Source organism: Pedobacter sp. SG908, assembly GCF_011759615.1.
Classification (GTDB): Bacteria; Bacteroidota; Bacteroidia; order Sphingobacteriales; family Sphingobacteriaceae; genus Pedobacter; species Pedobacter riviphilus.
On record NZ_JAAOYY010000001.1, the window covers coordinates 825,001 to 841,206 of the forward strand.

19 protein-coding genes are annotated in these 16,206 nt (G+C 36.7%); 6 read left to right on the plus strand and 13 right to left on the minus strand.

The window, feature by feature from the left end; genetic code table 11:
- Positions 1-36 precede the first annotated feature (36 nt).
- The gene (locus FHT21_RS03385) at positions 37-1,272 is read right to left on the minus strand and encodes a glycosyltransferase (protein WP_167293361.1); all 1,236 of its coding nucleotides are present in this window, start codon (positions 1,270-1,272) and stop codon (positions 37-39) included.
- 153 nt (positions 1,273-1,425) lie between these two features.
- On the opposite strand from FHT21_RS03385, the gene FHT21_RS03390 reads away from it, so the two are divergent.
- Positions 1,426-2,007 (plus strand): tRNA-(ms[2]io[6]A)-hydroxylase, encoded by a 582-nt coding sequence (locus FHT21_RS03390; RefSeq protein WP_108200728.1) that lies wholly within the window; start codon positions 1,426-1,428, stop codon positions 2,005-2,007.
- Between the two features lie 40 nt (positions 2,008-2,047).
- Here FHT21_RS03390 and FHT21_RS03395 read toward each other — a convergent pair whose 3' ends face one another.
- Genes FHT21_RS03395 through FHT21_RS03405 form a run of 3 tightly spaced genes read right to left on the minus strand, consistent with a single transcriptional unit; the run spans position 2,048 to position 4,885 of the window.
- Entirely contained in the window at positions 2,048-3,124 is a 1,077-nt protein-coding gene (locus tag FHT21_RS03395; RefSeq protein ID WP_167293362.1) for a DUF3810 domain-containing protein, read from the minus strand.
- A gap of 5 nt (positions 3,125-3,129) precedes the next feature.
- Positions 3,130-3,504 carry a hypothetical protein gene (locus tag FHT21_RS03400; RefSeq protein WP_167293363.1) on the minus strand — a complete coding sequence of 125 codons (375 nt, stop codon included), beginning with the start codon at positions 3,502-3,504 and terminating at the stop codon, positions 3,130-3,132.
- Positions 3,505-3,550: 46 nt separating this feature from the next.
- The gene (locus tag FHT21_RS03405; protein WP_167293364.1) at positions 3,551-4,885 is read right to left on the minus strand and encodes a dihydroorotase; all 1,335 of its coding nucleotides are present in this window, start codon (positions 4,883-4,885) and stop codon (positions 3,551-3,553) included.
- Between the two features lie 292 nt (positions 4,886-5,177).
- Here FHT21_RS03405 and FHT21_RS03410 point away from each other — a divergent pair, with 292 nt between their 5' ends.
- The 4 genes from FHT21_RS03410 (at position 5,178) to FHT21_RS03425 (ending at position 7,826) form a co-directional block, all read left to right on the plus strand.
- A complete protein-coding gene (locus FHT21_RS03410) occupies positions 5,178-6,524 on the plus strand; it encodes a DEAD/DEAH box helicase (protein WP_167293365.1) in 1,347 nt (448 codons plus the stop codon).
- Entirely contained in the window at positions 6,524-6,796 is a 273-nt protein-coding gene (locus FHT21_RS03415; protein ID WP_167293366.1) for a hypothetical protein, read from the plus strand. The genes FHT21_RS03410 and FHT21_RS03415 overlap by 1 nt, the downstream gene beginning before the upstream one ends.
- Before the next feature lie 118 nt (positions 6,797-6,914).
- Positions 6,915-7,250, plus strand: coding sequence for a gliding motility protein GldC (gene gldC / locus FHT21_RS03420; RefSeq protein ID WP_029275370.1), 336 nt, complete (start codon positions 6,915-6,917; stop codon positions 7,248-7,250).
- A 177-nt stretch (positions 7,251-7,427) separates the two neighbouring features.
- Positions 7,428-7,826 carry a hypothetical protein gene (locus FHT21_RS03425; RefSeq protein WP_167293367.1) on the plus strand — a complete coding sequence of 133 codons (399 nt, stop codon included), beginning with the start codon at positions 7,428-7,430 and terminating at the stop codon, positions 7,824-7,826.
- A 226-nt stretch (positions 7,827-8,052) separates the two neighbouring features.
- On the opposite strand, the gene FHT21_RS03430 is transcribed toward FHT21_RS03425, so the two are convergent.
- The 9 genes from FHT21_RS03430 to FHT21_RS03470 are packed head-to-tail and all read right to left on the minus strand — an operon-like array spanning position 8,053 to position 15,285.
- Positions 8,053-9,117 (minus strand): hypothetical protein, encoded by a 1,065-nt coding sequence (locus FHT21_RS03430; protein WP_167293368.1) that lies wholly within the window; start codon positions 9,115-9,117, stop codon positions 8,053-8,055.
- The gene (locus FHT21_RS03435; RefSeq protein WP_167293369.1) at positions 9,104-10,759 is read right to left on the minus strand and encodes an FAD/NAD(P)-binding protein; all 1,656 of its coding nucleotides are present in this window, start codon (positions 10,757-10,759) and stop codon (positions 9,104-9,106) included. Before FHT21_RS03435 ends, FHT21_RS03430 begins: the two co-directional genes overlap by 14 nt.
- A complete protein-coding gene (locus FHT21_RS03440) occupies positions 10,737-12,248 on the minus strand; it encodes a polyamine aminopropyltransferase (RefSeq protein ID WP_167293370.1) in 1,512 nt (503 codons plus the stop codon). Before FHT21_RS03440 ends, FHT21_RS03435 begins: the two co-directional genes overlap by 23 nt.
- A 1-nt stretch (position 12,249) precedes the next feature.
- Positions 12,250-12,474: a DUF350 domain-containing protein gene (locus tag FHT21_RS03445; protein WP_108200717.1), complete on the minus strand. Its 225-nt coding sequence runs from the start codon at positions 12,472-12,474 to the stop codon at positions 12,250-12,252.
- 7 nt (positions 12,475-12,481) lie between these two features.
- A complete protein-coding gene (locus FHT21_RS03450) occupies positions 12,482-12,655 on the minus strand; it encodes a hypothetical protein (RefSeq protein WP_167293371.1) in 174 nt (57 codons plus the stop codon).
- Entirely contained in the window at positions 12,656-13,969 is a 1,314-nt protein-coding gene (locus tag FHT21_RS03455; protein WP_167293372.1) for a DUF4178 domain-containing protein, read from the minus strand. It lies immediately after the preceding gene.
- Positions 13,969-14,343: an S-adenosylmethionine decarboxylase gene (locus FHT21_RS03460; RefSeq protein ID WP_243853846.1), complete on the minus strand. Its 375-nt coding sequence runs from the start codon at positions 14,341-14,343 to the stop codon at positions 13,969-13,971. The genes FHT21_RS03455 and FHT21_RS03460 overlap by 1 nt, the downstream gene beginning before the upstream one ends.
- Before the next feature lie 44 nt (positions 14,344-14,387).
- Positions 14,388-14,786: a hypothetical protein gene (locus FHT21_RS03465; RefSeq protein ID WP_167293373.1), complete on the minus strand. Its 399-nt coding sequence runs from the start codon at positions 14,784-14,786 to the stop codon at positions 14,388-14,390.
- A 19-nt stretch (positions 14,787-14,805) separates the two neighbouring features.
- Positions 14,806-15,285: a methylated-DNA--[protein]-cysteine S-methyltransferase gene (locus FHT21_RS03470; RefSeq protein ID WP_167293374.1), complete on the minus strand. Its 480-nt coding sequence runs from the start codon at positions 15,283-15,285 to the stop codon at positions 14,806-14,808.
- Positions 15,286-15,409: 124 nt separating this feature from the next.
- Between FHT21_RS03470 and FHT21_RS03475 the strand changes: the two genes are divergently transcribed.
- Positions 15,410-16,075 carry a heme exporter protein CcmB gene (locus FHT21_RS03475; protein WP_108200712.1) on the plus strand — a complete coding sequence of 222 codons (666 nt, stop codon included), beginning with the start codon at positions 15,410-15,412 and terminating at the stop codon, positions 16,073-16,075.
- Positions 16,076-16,206 lie beyond the last annotated feature (131 nt).

Sequence of the window (16,206 nt, forward strand, 5' to 3'; positions counted from 1 at the left end):
TTTAATACACTATATCTTCGGACTAAGGACTCTGAACTATTTCCTATTCTTCTCTTCAATCCACAAACTCATATATTTTGTACTCTGCGCGGTGTGGTGATTTAATATTTGTCCGAAAAAGTTATTTTGCCTGTGTGCAGTTAAATCTGAAATTAATCTCTCAAGTTCTAGTATGAATGAACCAGTAAAATATTTAGTAGAATATCTTTTGTTAATGATCTGTACGCCATTTTGTTGTGCCACTTGCCAGGCATTTTTATCCTGATAGAGTTTTACAGCTTCATCTATAAATAGCGCTAAATTATCTTCAATGCTACCGTTCCAATCTAAATTGCCTTTCATGGCCTCAGCACCAACTGATGTGGTAACAGATGGGGTACCTACATGCATGGCATCAATAAATTTGCCTTTTACACCCGCACCAAACTGAATAGGAGCAAGTAATATTCGGTGTTTAGCAATGGTTTCTTTAGCATCTACAGCTCTTCCTTTAATTAAGAACTTTTCGTTTTTGTTATCTAGTTGCAGCACCTTTTGCGATGCGTAAGACCCAAATATATTCAAACTTGCACCGGGAAGCCTTTTTCTGAGCACAGGCCAGACTTTGGTTTTTAAAAACTGCACGGTGTTCCAGTTGGGTTCGTGAAGGAAATTGCCAATGAAAACAAAATCAGCTCGTTCTTCATAAGAAATCCAGTTCGCAATATCTTTTTGGGTGATTTCTTTTTCTAAAAATGGTAAATAATAAATTAATGAAGCATCGATCTTAAACTGTGTTTTCAGCATATCCATTTCCACTTCAGAAATGATTAAAGATAAATCGCAGCGTAAAATTGAAGCAATTTCTCTTTTGGCCGTATCCGAAAATAAGTCTAAAACTTGTTTTTTCTTATCGCTTTGCTGCCGGGCACTTCTCAGGCAATGCAGATCTTCGGTATCTAAAACCTTAAGTGCATTAGGGCATTCCTGTTGAACGCGCCAGCCATATTGTTCTTCTACCATAAAACGGTCGAAAAGCACTAAATCTGGATTTAATTTTTTCAGAAATACGTTGAAACTTTCGTCGTTCAGTTTGATTTGCTGTTCAAAAACGTTCGTCTTACTAAAATCGTAACTGAAATCGCTTTTTGATGCTGCTGATGCAAAAACGATCTGATAACCTTTCGAAAGAAATAAATCAATCAACTGGATCATCCTTGTACCTGCTGCCGATGAAGTGGGTTCGGGCCAGACCAATCCAATTATCAATAATTTCTTTGTACTTGTATTCATTTGCCTGCAAAAATAAGTTCTTTTTTTTGGCTCCCGCAGATAAATGTGATTTTAGCGAGGTAAGGTGTAAGCTGCATAATCTTTTAAATCTGTGGGAGATATTAAACGTATCTTAAATATTCCTAATTTTGCAGCTCAATTACAAAGCACTACATGTTAGGATTAAAATTATTGACAGACCCACGTTGGGCAAATATTGCAGAATCGAATTTAGAAGAAATTTTATCTGACCATGCCTGGTGCGAACAAAAGGCTGCAACCAACGCGATTACATTAATCACTCAAAATTCTGAACATCAGGACTTGGTAGATGAATTAACAGCAATTGCCATCGAAGAAATGCAACATTTTCAGATGGTAATTGAAATTATAAAAAAACGGGGTTATACTTTAAGTCGTGAGCGGAAAGATGACTATGTTGGTCGTTTGGTGAAATTTAGTAAAAAAGACGGAAGCCGGAATATGGCTTTTATTGACAGGTTATTGTTTGCAGCAATGATTGAAGCCAGAAGCTGCGAACGTTTCAGGGTACTTTCGTTAAATATAAAAGATCAGGAGTTGGCAAAGTTTTATCATGAGTTAATGGTTTCGGAAGCAGGACATTATACCACATTTTTAAATTTTGCACGTAAATACAGTACCGATGTGGATGTAGATAAACGCTGGAAAGAATGGTTAGATTTTGAAGGAGAGCTGATTCAGAGTTTCGGGACCAAAGAAGCGATTCACGGTTAATTCAGTTTACAGTTTTTATTGTTACTGTTAATTGAAACTGCTAATTGGCAACTGACAACTGCTTTTTATGTATATTCCATAGCCAAATTACAATATCTTGGTAGCTATCGATTCCTTTTTTCTGGTTGTTCAATTTTAAGAAGCTATCGAATGCGGCATCCATATAACCGAACATATCGCCATTGTATTTTCGCCAGAATTCTTTTTCGGTTTTGAAATCGGCTAAAACCTGCGGTAGGAGCTTTGCGTGAAGTGTTTTATAATCGTCAGGTGATTTCATTCTGATCTCAAACAAAATATAGCGTAACATTTCATAATTGGCAGAATATTGGTAATTTACATCAGGGCTATTGCTTGCAGTTAAATAACCCAATAGGTTAGCTTCATCCTCATAAGCGACGCCCAATTGATGGCCTATTTCGTGGCAGCTTACATAGGGTTTTACAAAGTTGGGCAGATTCATATTCATGTTGGCTTCGCCAGAAAGCGGTGCATAATAGCCTTCGATGCCAATTTTACTGATCATCCATGAGTTTAAAACCGATTTTAAGCAAGGGTTTGGGTAATGGAACAACTGATTTTTTTGTGCCATCAACGCATAAGCTGCTGCTGATTTTATTTCTAGTTCTTTGACCGTGTAAGATGGGATTTTGCCTTGCTTCACTTTTAGTGCATTGGTTTTTTTGATGAAATAATCCCCAAGAACAACCAATTCTTTAACACTATATTTTTCATTCCCAATGCCCAATTCTTCGCTTATACTTGGTCGACTGTAGTTTAAACCCCAAACTATTTTGAAAATGATATAAAGAATTAAAAAGAAGTTTAAAATCTGTAAGGGTATAATAATTCTATCCTGCTTTTTTAGTGATTTACGACGGCTGTAGAATCTAACGATTTTATAAAGTACAAAACCAATAAGTAAAACGTAAATAACATCGCCAATAGCAAAAGGAAACAGAGCAGAAATAAACCTTAGCGTTGAGGAGATGTAAGGATAAAAACCTGTTGAATAATATTTTTGGACAAGGGTGGGGAAGAAACCAAAAAGGTAGATAAGTATAGCAATAAGTAAAATCGCAATAAATTTTGAGTAGATAGATTTATTTTTTTGCATTTATATTATAAGCTAAGAATAACGATTATCATAATCATCACCAATATGAATATTGGCCTTAGCCATTGTTGTTGGTCTGCTTTTCTAAGGTATCCATCTTTCCTTAATTCCCAGGAAACTATAACTTCTATAAAAGTACTTGGCTCAAAGATAAAGTCGAAAAAGGAATAAGATTCTTTCGCTCTTTTTAGATCTTCTAATCTAACCTTTTGTTTGGACTGGTGTTTTGCTTGTTTGATCTCTGATTCATCAACATTTCTTAAGGTTAACTCTAGTTGGGCCTGTTCTATAGCGGATTCATCCCATTCATTTGGAGAGCCTACAATTAATAGCAGTTGTTTTGTTGTTCTATCTTCTATAGGAGGATTGAATGTAAGCATTATTTACCGATGATATTAATTGGATACTTCGATAAATATAACAAATCTATCTTGCAAAAGTTAATCGCTTTCCGATCTGATCTGTCGTGAATTTGCCATTTTGGTAAGCCAAATTACCTGAAACAAAGGTATGTGTAATACTTGCCTGGAAAGTATCACCATCAAAAGGGCTCCACCCACATTTGTAGAAATTGTTAAGCTTGGTTACTTTCCAGGAATCTTTTAAGTCTACCAACACTAAGTCTGCCCAATACCCTTCACGAATGAAACCGCGTTTTTCGATATCAAAACAGATGGCCAGGTTATGCGCTGTTTTTTCTACGATTTTCTCTAAAGATATTTTGCCCTGTAAATGCATCTCTAACAAGGCCGGTAATGCATGCTGTACCAATGGACCACCAGATGGGGCTTGAGCGTAAGGCTGCTGCTTTTCTGCCAGCGTGTGTGGGGCGTGATCTGTTGCAATTACATCAATATAGTCTTCAAGAATGCCGTTAAGCACACCTTTTTGATCATCTTCCGTTTTTACTGCAGGATTCCATTTAATAAAATTTCCTTTTGAAGCGTAATCTTTATCATTAAACCAAAGGTGGTGTACACAAGCTTCGGCCGTAATTTTTTTATCCTTTAAAGGTGTAATATTATCAAACAGTGCGATTTCTTTTGCTGTTGATATATGTAGGATATGCAAACGGGTTTTGTAGGCTTTCGCCAGTTCCACGGCCAACGACGATGATTTATAACAAGCCTCGGCACTGCGGATCAAAGGATGCATATCTATAGTAAGCCCTTCGCCATATTTGGCTTTAAATTCGGCCAGGTTATGGCGGATGGTTGCTTCATCTTCGCAATGCGTAGCTACCAATATTGGCGCTTTGCTAAAAATATTTTCCAGGGTTTTTTCATTATCCACCAGCATATTTCCGGTAGATGAACCCATAAAAACCTTAATTCCGCAAACATTTTTCGGATCGGTTTTTAAAACCTCTTCAATATTATCATTACTGGCGCCCATGTAAAATGAGTAATTGGCCAATGAGGTTTGAGCAGCAATTTCGTATTTATCAGCTAATAAATCCTGTGTTAAAGTATTGGGTACGGTGTTGGGCATTTCCATAAAAGAGGTAATCCCTCCGGCTACGGCAGCCATACTTTCGGTAAAAATATCGGCCTTATGGGTTAAGCCTGGTTCGCGGAAATGGACCTGATCGTCAATCATCCCTGGTAAAAGGTATTGTCCTTCTGCGTTAATTTCTTGGGCATCAGGTGCAGATAGATTTTGGGCGATTTTGGCTATTAATCCATCTTTTATCAATACATCGGCAATAATTTTTTGTCCTTCGTTTACAATTGTGGCGGCTTTTATCAGGTAAGAATTCATGGTTTCAAAGGTAGTAATTTAGTGTTAAGTAGCTAGTATTAAGTATCAAGATTTTGATGCTGTGGATAGGGGGAATTGAGTTTTATGTTACTGTTTTTGGTTAAATAAACCTGATAGCATTGGACACGGAGTGTAACGAAGTAAAACGGATAGCAGGACTACAGGAACCGAAAAATTACTGAAATTGCTTTACTCCTAATTCTGATAAAAAGAAGCTTAGATTCTGCATTGGATTGAAACCTTCTGCCTTACACCTTCAAACCCTCAACCTTAATTACTATCTTTGTGCGCTATGGCAAAATCGTTCGAAGAATTTAAGTTAAACAGGCAAATTTTAAATGCAGTTGCCGATGCAGGTTACACCGTTGCCACGCCGATACAGGAAAAAGCAATTGCACCAGTATTATCTGGACAGGATATTTTTGGTATCGCCGAAACGGGCACAGGAAAAACCGCTGCTTTTGTTTTGCCAATTTTAATGCAATTGAAATACGCGCAAGGCGATAATCCAAGAGCGCTGATTTTATCTCCAACGCGTGAACTGGCCATGCAGATTGCTGAGCAGGTAAAGTTGTTTTCTACTTATACCGATTTACGTTCTTTAGTAATTTTCGGCGGAATTGGTCCGAAAACACAGAAAGAGCAGATCGCAAAAGGAGTTGATATCCTGATTGCCACCCCCGGAAGATTCCTGGATTTATATTTAGCAGGTGATATCAACACACAAAGCCTAAAGTTTTTGGTGCTTGATGAGGCTGATAAAATGATGGATATGGGGTTTATTGGCTCTATTCACCGGATTTTAGAAATAGTTCCACGTAAACGCCAGAATTTGTTATTCTCTGCAACGATGAGCGATTTGGTGCAGAAAATTGCGGGCGATTTCCTAAATAATCCGCTTGTAATTGAGGCATCTGCACAAGCAACCCCTGCAGCAAACGTAACACAGGCTTTATACTACGTTCCTAATTTTAAAACGAAAATTAATTTACTGCAGCATTTGCTGAAAAATGATGAGGCATTTAACCGCCTGATTATTTTCTGTAAAACAAAAACCGTTGCCGATAATATTTACAGTTTTATTGAACGCAGGTATGGTGCTGAGAATGTTCGTGTAATCCATGCCAATAAAGGGCAAAATACCAGGATTAACTCCATAAATAGTTTCAAAGAGGGTAATATCAGGGTTCTAGTGGCTACGGATGTAGCAAGTAGGGGTATTGATGTGAGTGATGTAAGTCATGTAATCAATTTCGATGTGCCGATTATTATTGAAGATTATGTACACCGTATTGGCCGTACCGGAAGGGCTTTTGCCAAAGGTGATGCGATTACCTTTGCAACGGATGCCGAAAAATATTATATCCGCAAGATCGAAAAATTAATCCGCCAATATATTCCAGTGGCTGAAATTCCGGAGGGTGTTTTCATTGATGAAACGCCTTACGAAGAGCGCCAACATATTGCGAAGGAAATCGATATGCAGAAACGCAAGGAAGATCCTGACTTTAAAGGGGCTTTCCATGAGAAAAAACATGCTGTGGCGATAGAGAAAAAGGTAAGAGAAAAAGCCAAAGCAAAAGCTGGTAAGCAAGTAAAGAGTTTTAAAAAAGGTAAAAAATTCGATAAGAAAAAGTAATGAAGCTTAGGATTACGCCTTTAAATATTGTAAGCGCCATTGGTTTGGGACTAGTGGCCATAAATTTAGTTTCAGAGAAAAGCACAGCACCACGTCATGTGGATATGAGCGGCTTTTATCTCCTGATTTTAGGTTGCCTTATCCTTGTAACCTTTATTACAGATATGATTTTCCGATTCACCTTAAAAGATATTAAAAGGATCTGGGTGGTAGAATTAATCTTTATCTTCATTGCCGCAATCTTGATGTTAATATTACAAAAAGTAGTGTAAGGCTACGATGAAGTAAAACTAATATTAAGCATCTTTGCATCCGGAAAAATAAACTGATATCCTAAGAATCCCTTTATCGGTGTAATCCTTTAATCGGTGTAATCATATTTAAAAAAAAATGAAAAAAGCAGAAATAAAAATAACCGTTGAGTTAGATGAAGGCAATAACCCAGATAATATACTTTGGGAAAGTACAGATTCTGGAAACGCTGATAAAGTGCCTGCAAAGGCTATGTTTTTATCGGTTTGGGACCACAATTATAAAAACACATTAAAGATAGATCTTTGGACAAAAGATATGCCTGTTGATGAGATGAAACGTTTCTTCTACGAAACTTTACAAACCATGGGCGATAGCTTTTTAAAAGCCACAAACGAAACTTTGATTGTTGAAGATTTACGCGATTACTGTGCCCATTTTGCTGATAAGATGGGGATTATTGAGGGGCAGTAGTTTTAGTCATTAGTCATTAGTCATTAGTCATTAGTCATTAGTCATTAGTCATTAGTCATTAGTCATTAGTCATTAGTCATTAAAAAATGCCAGACAAGTTAGCGATTAAACTATTAATCATCGACTTCTGTCATAAACTATTAACCAATTTATACCGTTAACCGATTAACCAAAAATATGTTAGTATTAAATAAATTCAGGGCTTGGTTAGGCATTTTGTTATGCGTTATTGCAGGTTTTTGCCCAATGTTAAAAGTGCCCATTAAAGGCAATTGGAACTTGTATCAATCAGATGCCCGTTTGTTTTTGATCACCTATGCCATTATCGCCATTTCGGTATTGTTTCTGTTTATCAGAAAAGTTGGTGCCTTTAAGTTTATGAGTTTCGTAATGGCTATCTGGTATGTCTTAGCGGTAGTTGCTGTTTATTTTACTGCAAATAATTATACTAAATATGGCTTCGCCAATAAACTTATCGGTAAAGTTGTTCATTTCCAGTGGGGCTGGATTGTACTTTTGGTAGGTGTTATATTTATGCTTTTCAGTGTTAAACGAGGCGAAAAAATTACAGTTTAAACTTTTTCGCACAACTGCGAGCTTAATTTACCTACCTCACACCCTTTAGCTTTATATTAGGCTACAATTTCATCATGAGTTTTCTTCAGCATAGCCTGATTACAGCTCATGATGAAGAAAAAGTTATCACCGAGATAACTTACCACAATTTAAGAATAATCGTCTGCAAGTTCGATAATCCAGCAGTCAACATTTATTCTACGAAACTGACAAACGGACAGATTCTTTAGAATTTATTTTTTGCTTTCCAGATAAAGCCGTCGAGTACATAATGCGTAGCCTGTGGTAAGGCTAAAAGCGGAACCAGCAGCGATAGTAACTCGCTATTGGTAACCTGTGGTAAGCTTGAAAATGGTTTGAACACCGATTGATGTTCTTTCCATACCAAACCATCCCAGAGGCCTTCCTCCAAGTAAGCAAATAATACCAGAATCAATAAGAAATAAAATATTCCAAATTTTCCAAAACAGAGATCCATGATTTTATTCTTAACGGGTTTATCTCCCATTTTTTTCTTTTCAAAGAACCAGATAAGCGCCATATACGGGATGCCGTGCGAAATTACATTTAAGGTAGTAAAGGCCATATCGCCGTTAAAATAAACGATGCCGGAATACCAGGATAAAAATGTTCCGATTACGATTAAGTTGCGCGGAATGTTAATCCATCGTTTTTTGATAACCAAGAAAATTTCTTTAACAATGTAAATGGCGATAATTAAGATGTACACGATGTTGGAATATCTTAATAGCATATCATTCTTAAAAGTGAAAAAATCACCTTCTACAAACCAATTGAAATTTCGGCCGCTGCTTAAATGCCAAAAAAGCAAAGGATATAAAGTTGCGGTATAAATGGCAATTTTATCAATTGTACTTAACAGTTTAATTGGATTTTCGTTACGGGAATACAGGCGCATAAAGCCATATTGCTGTCTGATAAAATGGTAAACTGCTAAATAAGCCAATATTCTCCAAAACCATAAACCATCGAACCGGTAAAGTATAACACTTATTACATAACAGGTCAATGGAATAGAAATGAGCAATGTATACTGCCTTTTGAAATTACCTGGACTAAAATAGGTTCGGTATAGTGTGCTATAAACATGCGCAACATCTATAAAAACAATTAAAAATACCCAATAAGCCAATGGAATACCTGATGAGTTTTGAAACTGGCCAGGGAAAAGTAAAACCAGTAATAAAGAGAAAAATGCAGGTGATATAATGAAAATAACATCACTCCATGCAGTATTAAGCCAGGGCTGGGTTTGTTTATGAGGTAACATTTAAAACCTGTTTTGCTGCGTTAATACCCTGGTGAAAAGCCTCCTCAAAAATAGATACCCCACTCAAATCACTGTGGGCAAAGAAAATCTGATTATCGATAGGAGCTTTCGCTTTTTCCAAATTTTCAGTCCAAATAAAATCTCTGGTAGGTGCTATCATTCCATGCCCCCAAACCCAGAAATCGATATTTTCAATAGCATCTGTAATTCCCGGATGTATCATTTCCAATTCAGGAACAACAATGTCAAGCCATTGTTCGTAACTTCTCGCATATGCTGCTAGCCGTGCAATTGCGGGTTCAAAATCGCACAGCGGCAGGTAATAAGTAATTACTTTTTTATCCTCCGAGAGTTTTAAATGTTGCTGCGCCGAATTTACATAACCAACAGAGGGCGTATTATAGGCCACATTGTCCCAGCAAAGATTTATCCCTTTCGATTCTGGTAATTCGTTGATGGTAATATTGGCAATCAGCCATGGCGAATAGTTAAAAGCTTTATAGTCAATATTTCGGTTAAAACTTTCGAGTAAGCGGTTGTTTACAAATTGTGGCGTACATAAAATAATCTTTTCGGCTGTTATTTCCTCCGTGATGTTGGTATGTGTATTGAATATGGAGGCCGTTATATCGCCATTTCCCATCGATTTTAATCCATAACATAGGATTGATGTTTTGATATGATCTTTTAGCTGCTTGGCAAGCTGCTTCATAATCCAGCCGTTACCTTCGGGCCAGGTTAGTATGGCATTCTGTTCTGCATTTGCCGCTTTTCCTCTGCGCGAAGCGAAATAATGTAAACCCGCCCAAGCGGATATTTTATCTGTCTTTTGCCCATAATCATCTTTACACGCATAATTTAAATACCACACTAGGTATTTAGAATCGTATCCTTTTTCTTCGAGGTATGAACGGAAAGAAATCTTATCCAGTTTTCTATAGCCAGGATCGCTCGACGATGAACTTATTGGAATATTGAACAAAAATTTTCCGTCGTTTCCTTTGGCATTTTTTAATCGATCTACGTCTTGTAAAAAGTGCTTGATCTGTTCTTTATCGGTTGTTGGTACGCCAAAATCGGGTATTAAACCTTCCTGCCATTCGCCATTGATCAATAATCTTTCCTCAGGATCAAAAGTGAGGTAATAATCGTTGTAATAGGGGAGTTCTTTTTCGAAATGGGTAATTACATTAATTTCCTGCAAAAAATCGATTAGCAGGTTATCATCATTGTTTGCAATGGTAATATAATGTGCACCTAATGGATATGAGGATACCTTATTAGCGCCAAAATAAGAGTTCCCTCCGGTGTGATTTTCCAGTTCCAGGATTTCAAAATCTGTCTCACCATTCTTTTTTAACCATCTGCCAGCCGATAAGCCTGAAATTCCGCTGCCGATAATCAGTGTTTTTACCTTTTTTGTTTTACTTGGGACCGGTAATTTTATCTTATCGCGCAAAATATGACCGGCTTTTGCATTTGGCCCCTGTAGAGTCCCTTTGATGTTGTATTTAGTTGATCTGATTTTTTTATAACAGCTGTTCAAAAAAATGCCGCCTGTTATCAATCCAATCCTCAAAAGAAAAGAACGCCGTTTTAAATATGCCGATAAATCATCTTTATAAAACGTTTGCCCACTCATCTTCGAAATATTTCACTAAAATCTGGTTGTTTAACTTATTTACATCAGTTTCTACCTTGGCCATATCTTTTGGGAAGAAAAGCATCAGATCTAAACTTTCTTTCGAAACGAACCTTAAACCAGGCAAATATTGCTGAGGTTTTTTGTAGATATTATTTGGAGCGGTTGCCATAATGTATCCCCACTCGCCAAAAGAAGGTACATAATTATGATATGGAATGGTTTTTAAACCCACACTTTCGAGGGTTTTGTTAACCGTCCAAAAAGATTTTGGTGCAACGTAAGGTGAAGTTGATTGGACAACCATTAAACCTTTTGGTGCAAGTATGCCCTTAACCAGGCTGTAAAAAGCATTGGTATAGAGTTTGCCTACAGCATAATTTGAGGGGTCTGGAAAATCGATGACAATGAAATCAAATTTTTTATGCTGCGCTTTGATCCAGCTAAAAGCATCGGCATTAATTACTTTTACCTTTGGCGATAAGAGTGCGTTTTTGTTTAAACCTAAAAGGATCTTATTCGATTGAAAAAGACTTGTCATTCCTTTATCTAAATCTACCAGTGTTACCGAATCGATATTCGGATATTTTAGAATTTCCCTTACAGCAAGACCATCTCCACCGCCCATTACGAGCACATGTTTAGCAAAAGGCAATGCCTGCAGGCCAGGATGTACCAGTGCTTCATGGTATCGATACTCATCATCAGAGCTAAATTGGAGGTTTCCGTTTAAAAAAAGCCGTAAAACTTTATTTTTTTTAGTCAGGATAATCCGTTGATAAGGTGTGCTTTTTGAATAAATAATGGTATCGCTATAGGTCTGACTTTCGGAGAAACTGGTGATTTTATCTGCGTAAACAAAACCTGCAAGCAATAAAATAATACTTATCATAGATGCGCTCTGCAGATATTTGGAAGCCCTAATTTCTTTTTTGAAATTCAGGCATACAATTAAAGCTACCGCAACGTTGAGCATGCCAAACATATAAGCTGTTTTTACCAATCCTAAATGCGGGATAAGCAATAGCGGGAAAATGAGTGAGGCCAGTAATGCGCCAATGTAATCGAATGTAAAAACCTTCGAAACCAGATCTTTAAATTCGTAGCGGTCTTTAAGGATGCGCATCAGCAACGGAATTTCTAAACCTACAAGAATACCCGTTAAGCTCACAAAACCATATAACACAATCCTGAATGAAGCAATACTTTCAAAAACGAGGAATAAAAACGTTGAACTAAAACCCCCAACTAAGCCGACTAAAATTTCGATCTGAATAAACCACGAAAGGATATTTTTTTCGAAATACTTAGATACCCAGGAGCCTATACCCATAGAAAAGAGATAAACGCCGATTATTGTAGAGAACTGGGTAACCGAATCGCCAAGTAAATAACTGGCAAGTGTTCCTGCAATCAACTCGTAAATAAGACCACAGGTGGCAACAACGAAAACAGAAATTAATAAAAGTGCCGGGAGCTTTTTGTTCATGCTAACTATGGATGGCTGAACTTATAATAATTGCTATTGCAATAATAAAAGCAGCAAAAACAATTGCTAAAGCCAGGTTTTGTTTTTCTAGTATCTCTTTCCAAAGGTTTTCAGGTGTCATTTTTTCAATAATCCAAAAAGCTATAAAGAGAACAATTATGCCCAATACGGAATAAACCAATGATGCAATAATGTACTTGATGTTAATTAATTCATTTAAGCTCATAATGTTTTTATTTATGGTAAAATCTATTTACATGACCAGAATGACTTTTATTGCCATTAAATTCTGTGTTTTTTTCTACTTTATCTGGAAAGTAAGTACGCCCTTTTAAACCACTGTAGCCATAAAAACCTATAAGGGCCAGCAATACAATAAGGTAATATTTTATTGGTTTCAGATTCATTTATTCTCCATTTACAAAAGGTGAAAAATCGCTGTTATTCCATCTTCTTTTTTCATAATCGCGCATTAAAAGCCAGCAGATGGCCGGAAAAATACAAAGTAATAATATAGTGGTTATCGTATTGCCCCACATGGTTACATTACTCACCGCTTTTATGTAAAGGTTATTTCTAAACATGTCTCCTGATGATGGATACACGTTCAAATGGTATTTTCCTTGAGGTATTTCAGATAGCATAATCGATTCTTTTGTAGAACCTTCCGACCAGCTTTCGCCATCTTCAGTACCATGATAATATTCAATTCCTTTACTTACTTCCCATGTCTTGTTATCGCTTTCGTTTACCAGTACAATTGTGGTTTCCAGCCAGTTATTGTCAACTGATGAAGCAATCTCAAATTCGATATTTGATGATGAATCATCAAGCGTAAAAGATGGCGTAATAAATGACTTGAAAGCATCAGGGGCGCCTTTAGTATCGTAAACAATTAAAAAATCATCGTTTATTAGCTCCTTTTCAGGTTTTATCGTATTGAACAGTATATGGAAAAGCAACACTAAGATAATGGCTACACCTGTTATCTTTAACGAGGCTGTCCATCTATCAAAAGCCTTTGATGGTTGGTTTGCACCAATCCCAATCTGCTGGGGTAAGTCGTTTTTATCAATGTTGAATGCATTGGCAATTACTTCAGCATCAAGGTATTCGCCAATATAATAGTTGGTTTGGTGACTGGCTTTATCAACCTCCTTCACAACCATAAAAGGTGGTGCAATGTATTCGGCAGCTTTAATCCTTTCGTTAACCACATCCCAATCTACTTCACCAAGCATAGCTGTAACTATTGGTGTATACCTGTTAAAAAGTTTGTATTCAACATCTTTATAACCAATGCTTAATCCGTAAGATATAGGCGCCTTATAATCAGGAAGAAAATCTTCACCGGCGATAAAATTCCAATGGCCATCGAATTCGGATAAGGTAACATAACCTTTATCGGGGCTGGTTAATATATATTCGCGCCAGGCATAGCTGGTGTTGGCTTCTTTTTTTTCGAGATAGGCAATTACCTTGAATTCAGTACCGTGAATATTTGCTGTTGAGCCCAGTTTTAATACCAAAACTTTTTCTGGTTGATCTAATTTCTTATTCAACCTGCATTCGGTGATGCTAATAACATGTAAATAGGAATAACATGAAGGGCAAACGGTGTATTTGCTTTTTGCTGCCTCGTATAGTACAATATTTTGCTTACATATTGAGCAGGCAATAGTTTCGGATAGTTTGAAAAATGATTTTGTAGGAACTTCCATTAGCGAACAACTTCAGTTTTCTGTATTTCTATACCTTCAAAAAAATGGAGTACAGCTTCATAAATATCTTTAACCTTTTGGGTATTGTTTTTTTTATAATTTGATAAAAAAATATCAAAAGTTGCCAATTTAAATTCAGGCCATGTATGGATAGACAGGTGAGATTCTGTTAAACAGATTACCGCCGTAAACCCCCCATTTGGAAAATCGTGATAAACCTCGCCAACTTTTTCCAGCCCATTTGTCTTAATTAAGCTGTTAAAAAGTGCTCTGCAATCGTGAAACGAAGAAAGTTGTTCAGTTTTTTCAGACGAGAACTCTGATAAAATATGTAAGCCAGGATTGTAGTTCATTGAGCGTTTGGTATCTTTCAAAAATATGAATTATTTTAAATGTAAGAAGACTTTAGGAGCAGAATTTAAAACGAAGTATCTGCCTTAAAATAATCATCTGTATCACCTTCCAAAGGAATATAGATTCTTTCCCATTCATTGCCTTCCATAACTTCCCAGGTGTGTCCTTCTCCAGCTGTATCATTGGCGATGAGTATAACCCCTGGCTCTATAATAAAAGTTTCGCCACTGCTTACTGTAAACTGAAGTTTACCCTTAAGCGTAATTACGTATTGACGTCTTGGGGCAGGGTGGGGGATTTTCTCTAAAGTGGATACATCGGTTTGTGCGAAAAAATAACTCGCATTAATATGCTGACGGATAGGGATTGTGCCCGTTTCAAAAGCACATTTGTTATCTTCAATATTAATTAAACGGATGGCTTTTATATCATTTTTAGCTGTTTCGGCTTGACCTGTGTTCATCTGCAAAAAAAGTATGGTTTTAAAATTTTAATTCGGTTTGTCCTTTTTGGGCAACTTCACGTTCGTGTTGCAGCAGCCATTGTTTGCGCCATAAGCCACCTGCGTAACCTACAAGCTTGCCGTTACTGCCAATTACCCTATGGCAAGGTACTACAATGGCAATATTATTTTTTCCATTTGCTGCGGCAATAGCCCGTATCGCTAATGGATTGTGTGCAGAAAATTTGGCATATGAGGTGGTTTCGCCAAAAGGTATGGTCAGTAAATTCTGCCAGACTTCCTGTTGAAATTCAGTCCCTTTTTGCTTTATAGGGAAATCGAAATCCTTTAAATCACCTTTAAAATAATCATTTAACTGATTGGATACCTTTACCGTAAGTGCATTTTCTGATAATCCTGTAATATCCTTTTCAGCAAAAGTAATTATATGTACAAATTCGTCATCGGCTAAGATGGTTACTGAGCCAACAGGCGATGTTATAACTGATGCGTAGTTCATATTTATTTTTCCGTGACTTCAGTGTTTCTGTGGCTAATTTCCTTTGCGCTTATTCTTGAACAAAATTACAACAATACAACAATTTAAACGTGCAATATTTATCAATAAAAGTATCTTTGCGGTTATGCAATTGGCCAAAGAGGTTAAATATTTAATTCACAAAGAAGTATTGTTAGAGTGGCGCTCCAAATATACCATTAACGGTGTATTGCTCTATGTGGTTTCTACCATTTTTACTTGTTATCTCTCTTTTGTTAGCCTCGGTGATAAATTAACATGGAATGCTTTGTTTTGGATCATCATGCTTTTTGCTTCAATAAATGGTGTATCTAAAAGTTTTTTGCAGGAAACCAAAGGTCAGCAGTTGTATAGTTATATTTTGGCAAGCCCAGCAGCGGTTTTAATCTCTAAAACGGTTTATAATACACTCCTCATGTTGGTGCTTACTACAATTGCTTTAGGTTTTTATACGCTGGTTTTCGATTCTTTTACCCCACCCGATTTAGTGATGTATTACGTAGCCGTGGTATTGGGTAGTATCAGTTTTTCTACTGTATTTACAATGGTTTCGGCAATCGCAAGTAAAGCGGGAAATGGTGGAATGCTGATGGCTATTTTAAGCTTTCCAATCATTATTCCGGTATTGATCTTGTTAATTAAACTGGCCAAAAATGCAGTTGACGGCTTGCCTTGGGAGAATAGTTACGATGAAATAGCAATGTTACTGGTGGTGAATGTACTGATGGTGGCAACGTCTTTATTGTTATTTCCTTACCTTTGGAGGGATTAAAAAATGATTGAATGAGAGAATGATTGAATTATAAAAATGAGAAATTCGAAAGTATTAAATCCTTGATGCCTTATTATTATTAAAGGCATAAGAAAAGAACATCCGCTCATTCATAATTCAACATTCAAAAT

Coding starts and splice junctions, on each gene's coding strand:
- FHT21_RS03385 (WP_167293361.1), bottom strand. CDS start 1,272: ATGAATACAAGTACAAAGAAATTATTGATAATTGGATTGGTCTGGCCC.
- FHT21_RS03390 (WP_108200728.1), top strand. CDS start 1,426: ATGTTAGGATTAAAATTATTGACAGACCCACGTTGGGCAAATATTGCA.
- FHT21_RS03395 (WP_167293362.1), bottom strand. CDS start 3,124: ATGCAAAAAAATAAATCTATCTACTCAAAATTTATTGCGATTTTACTT.
- FHT21_RS03400 (WP_167293363.1), bottom strand. CDS start 3,504: ATGCTTACATTCAATCCTCCTATAGAAGATAGAACAACAAAACAACTG.
- FHT21_RS03405 (WP_167293364.1), bottom strand. CDS start 4,885: ATGAATTCTTACCTGATAAAAGCCGCCACAATTGTAAACGAAGGACAA.
- FHT21_RS03410 (WP_167293365.1), top strand. CDS start 5,178: ATGGCAAAATCGTTCGAAGAATTTAAGTTAAACAGGCAAATTTTAAAT.
- FHT21_RS03415 (WP_167293366.1), top strand. CDS start 6,524: ATGAAGCTTAGGATTACGCCTTTAAATATTGTAAGCGCCATTGGTTTG.
- gldC (WP_029275370.1), top strand. CDS start 6,915: ATGAAAAAAGCAGAAATAAAAATAACCGTTGAGTTAGATGAAGGCAAT.
- FHT21_RS03425 (WP_167293367.1), top strand. CDS start 7,428: ATGTTAGTATTAAATAAATTCAGGGCTTGGTTAGGCATTTTGTTATGC.
- FHT21_RS03430 (WP_167293368.1), bottom strand. CDS start 9,117: ATGTTACCTCATAAACAAACCCAGCCCTGGCTTAATACTGCATGGAGT.
- FHT21_RS03435 (WP_167293369.1), bottom strand. CDS start 10,759: ATGAGTGGGCAAACGTTTTATAAAGATGATTTATCGGCATATTTAAAA.
- FHT21_RS03440 (WP_167293370.1), bottom strand. CDS start 12,248: ATGAACAAAAAGCTCCCGGCACTTTTATTAATTTCTGTTTTCGTTGTT.
- FHT21_RS03445 (WP_108200717.1), bottom strand. CDS start 12,474: ATGAGCTTAAATGAATTAATTAACATCAAGTACATTATTGCATCATTG.
- FHT21_RS03450 (WP_167293371.1), bottom strand. CDS start 12,655: ATGAATCTGAAACCAATAAAATATTACCTTATTGTATTGCTGGCCCTT.
- FHT21_RS03455 (WP_167293372.1), bottom strand. CDS start 13,969: ATGGAAGTTCCTACAAAATCATTTTTCAAACTATCCGAAACTATTGCC.
- FHT21_RS03465 (WP_167293373.1), bottom strand. CDS start 14,786: ATGAACACAGGTCAAGCCGAAACAGCTAAAAATGATATAAAAGCCATC.
- FHT21_RS03470 (WP_167293374.1), bottom strand. CDS start 15,285: ATGAACTACGCATCAGTTATAACATCGCCTGTTGGCTCAGTAACCATC.
- FHT21_RS03475 (WP_108200712.1), top strand. CDS start 15,410: ATGCAATTGGCCAAAGAGGTTAAATATTTAATTCACAAAGAAGTATTG.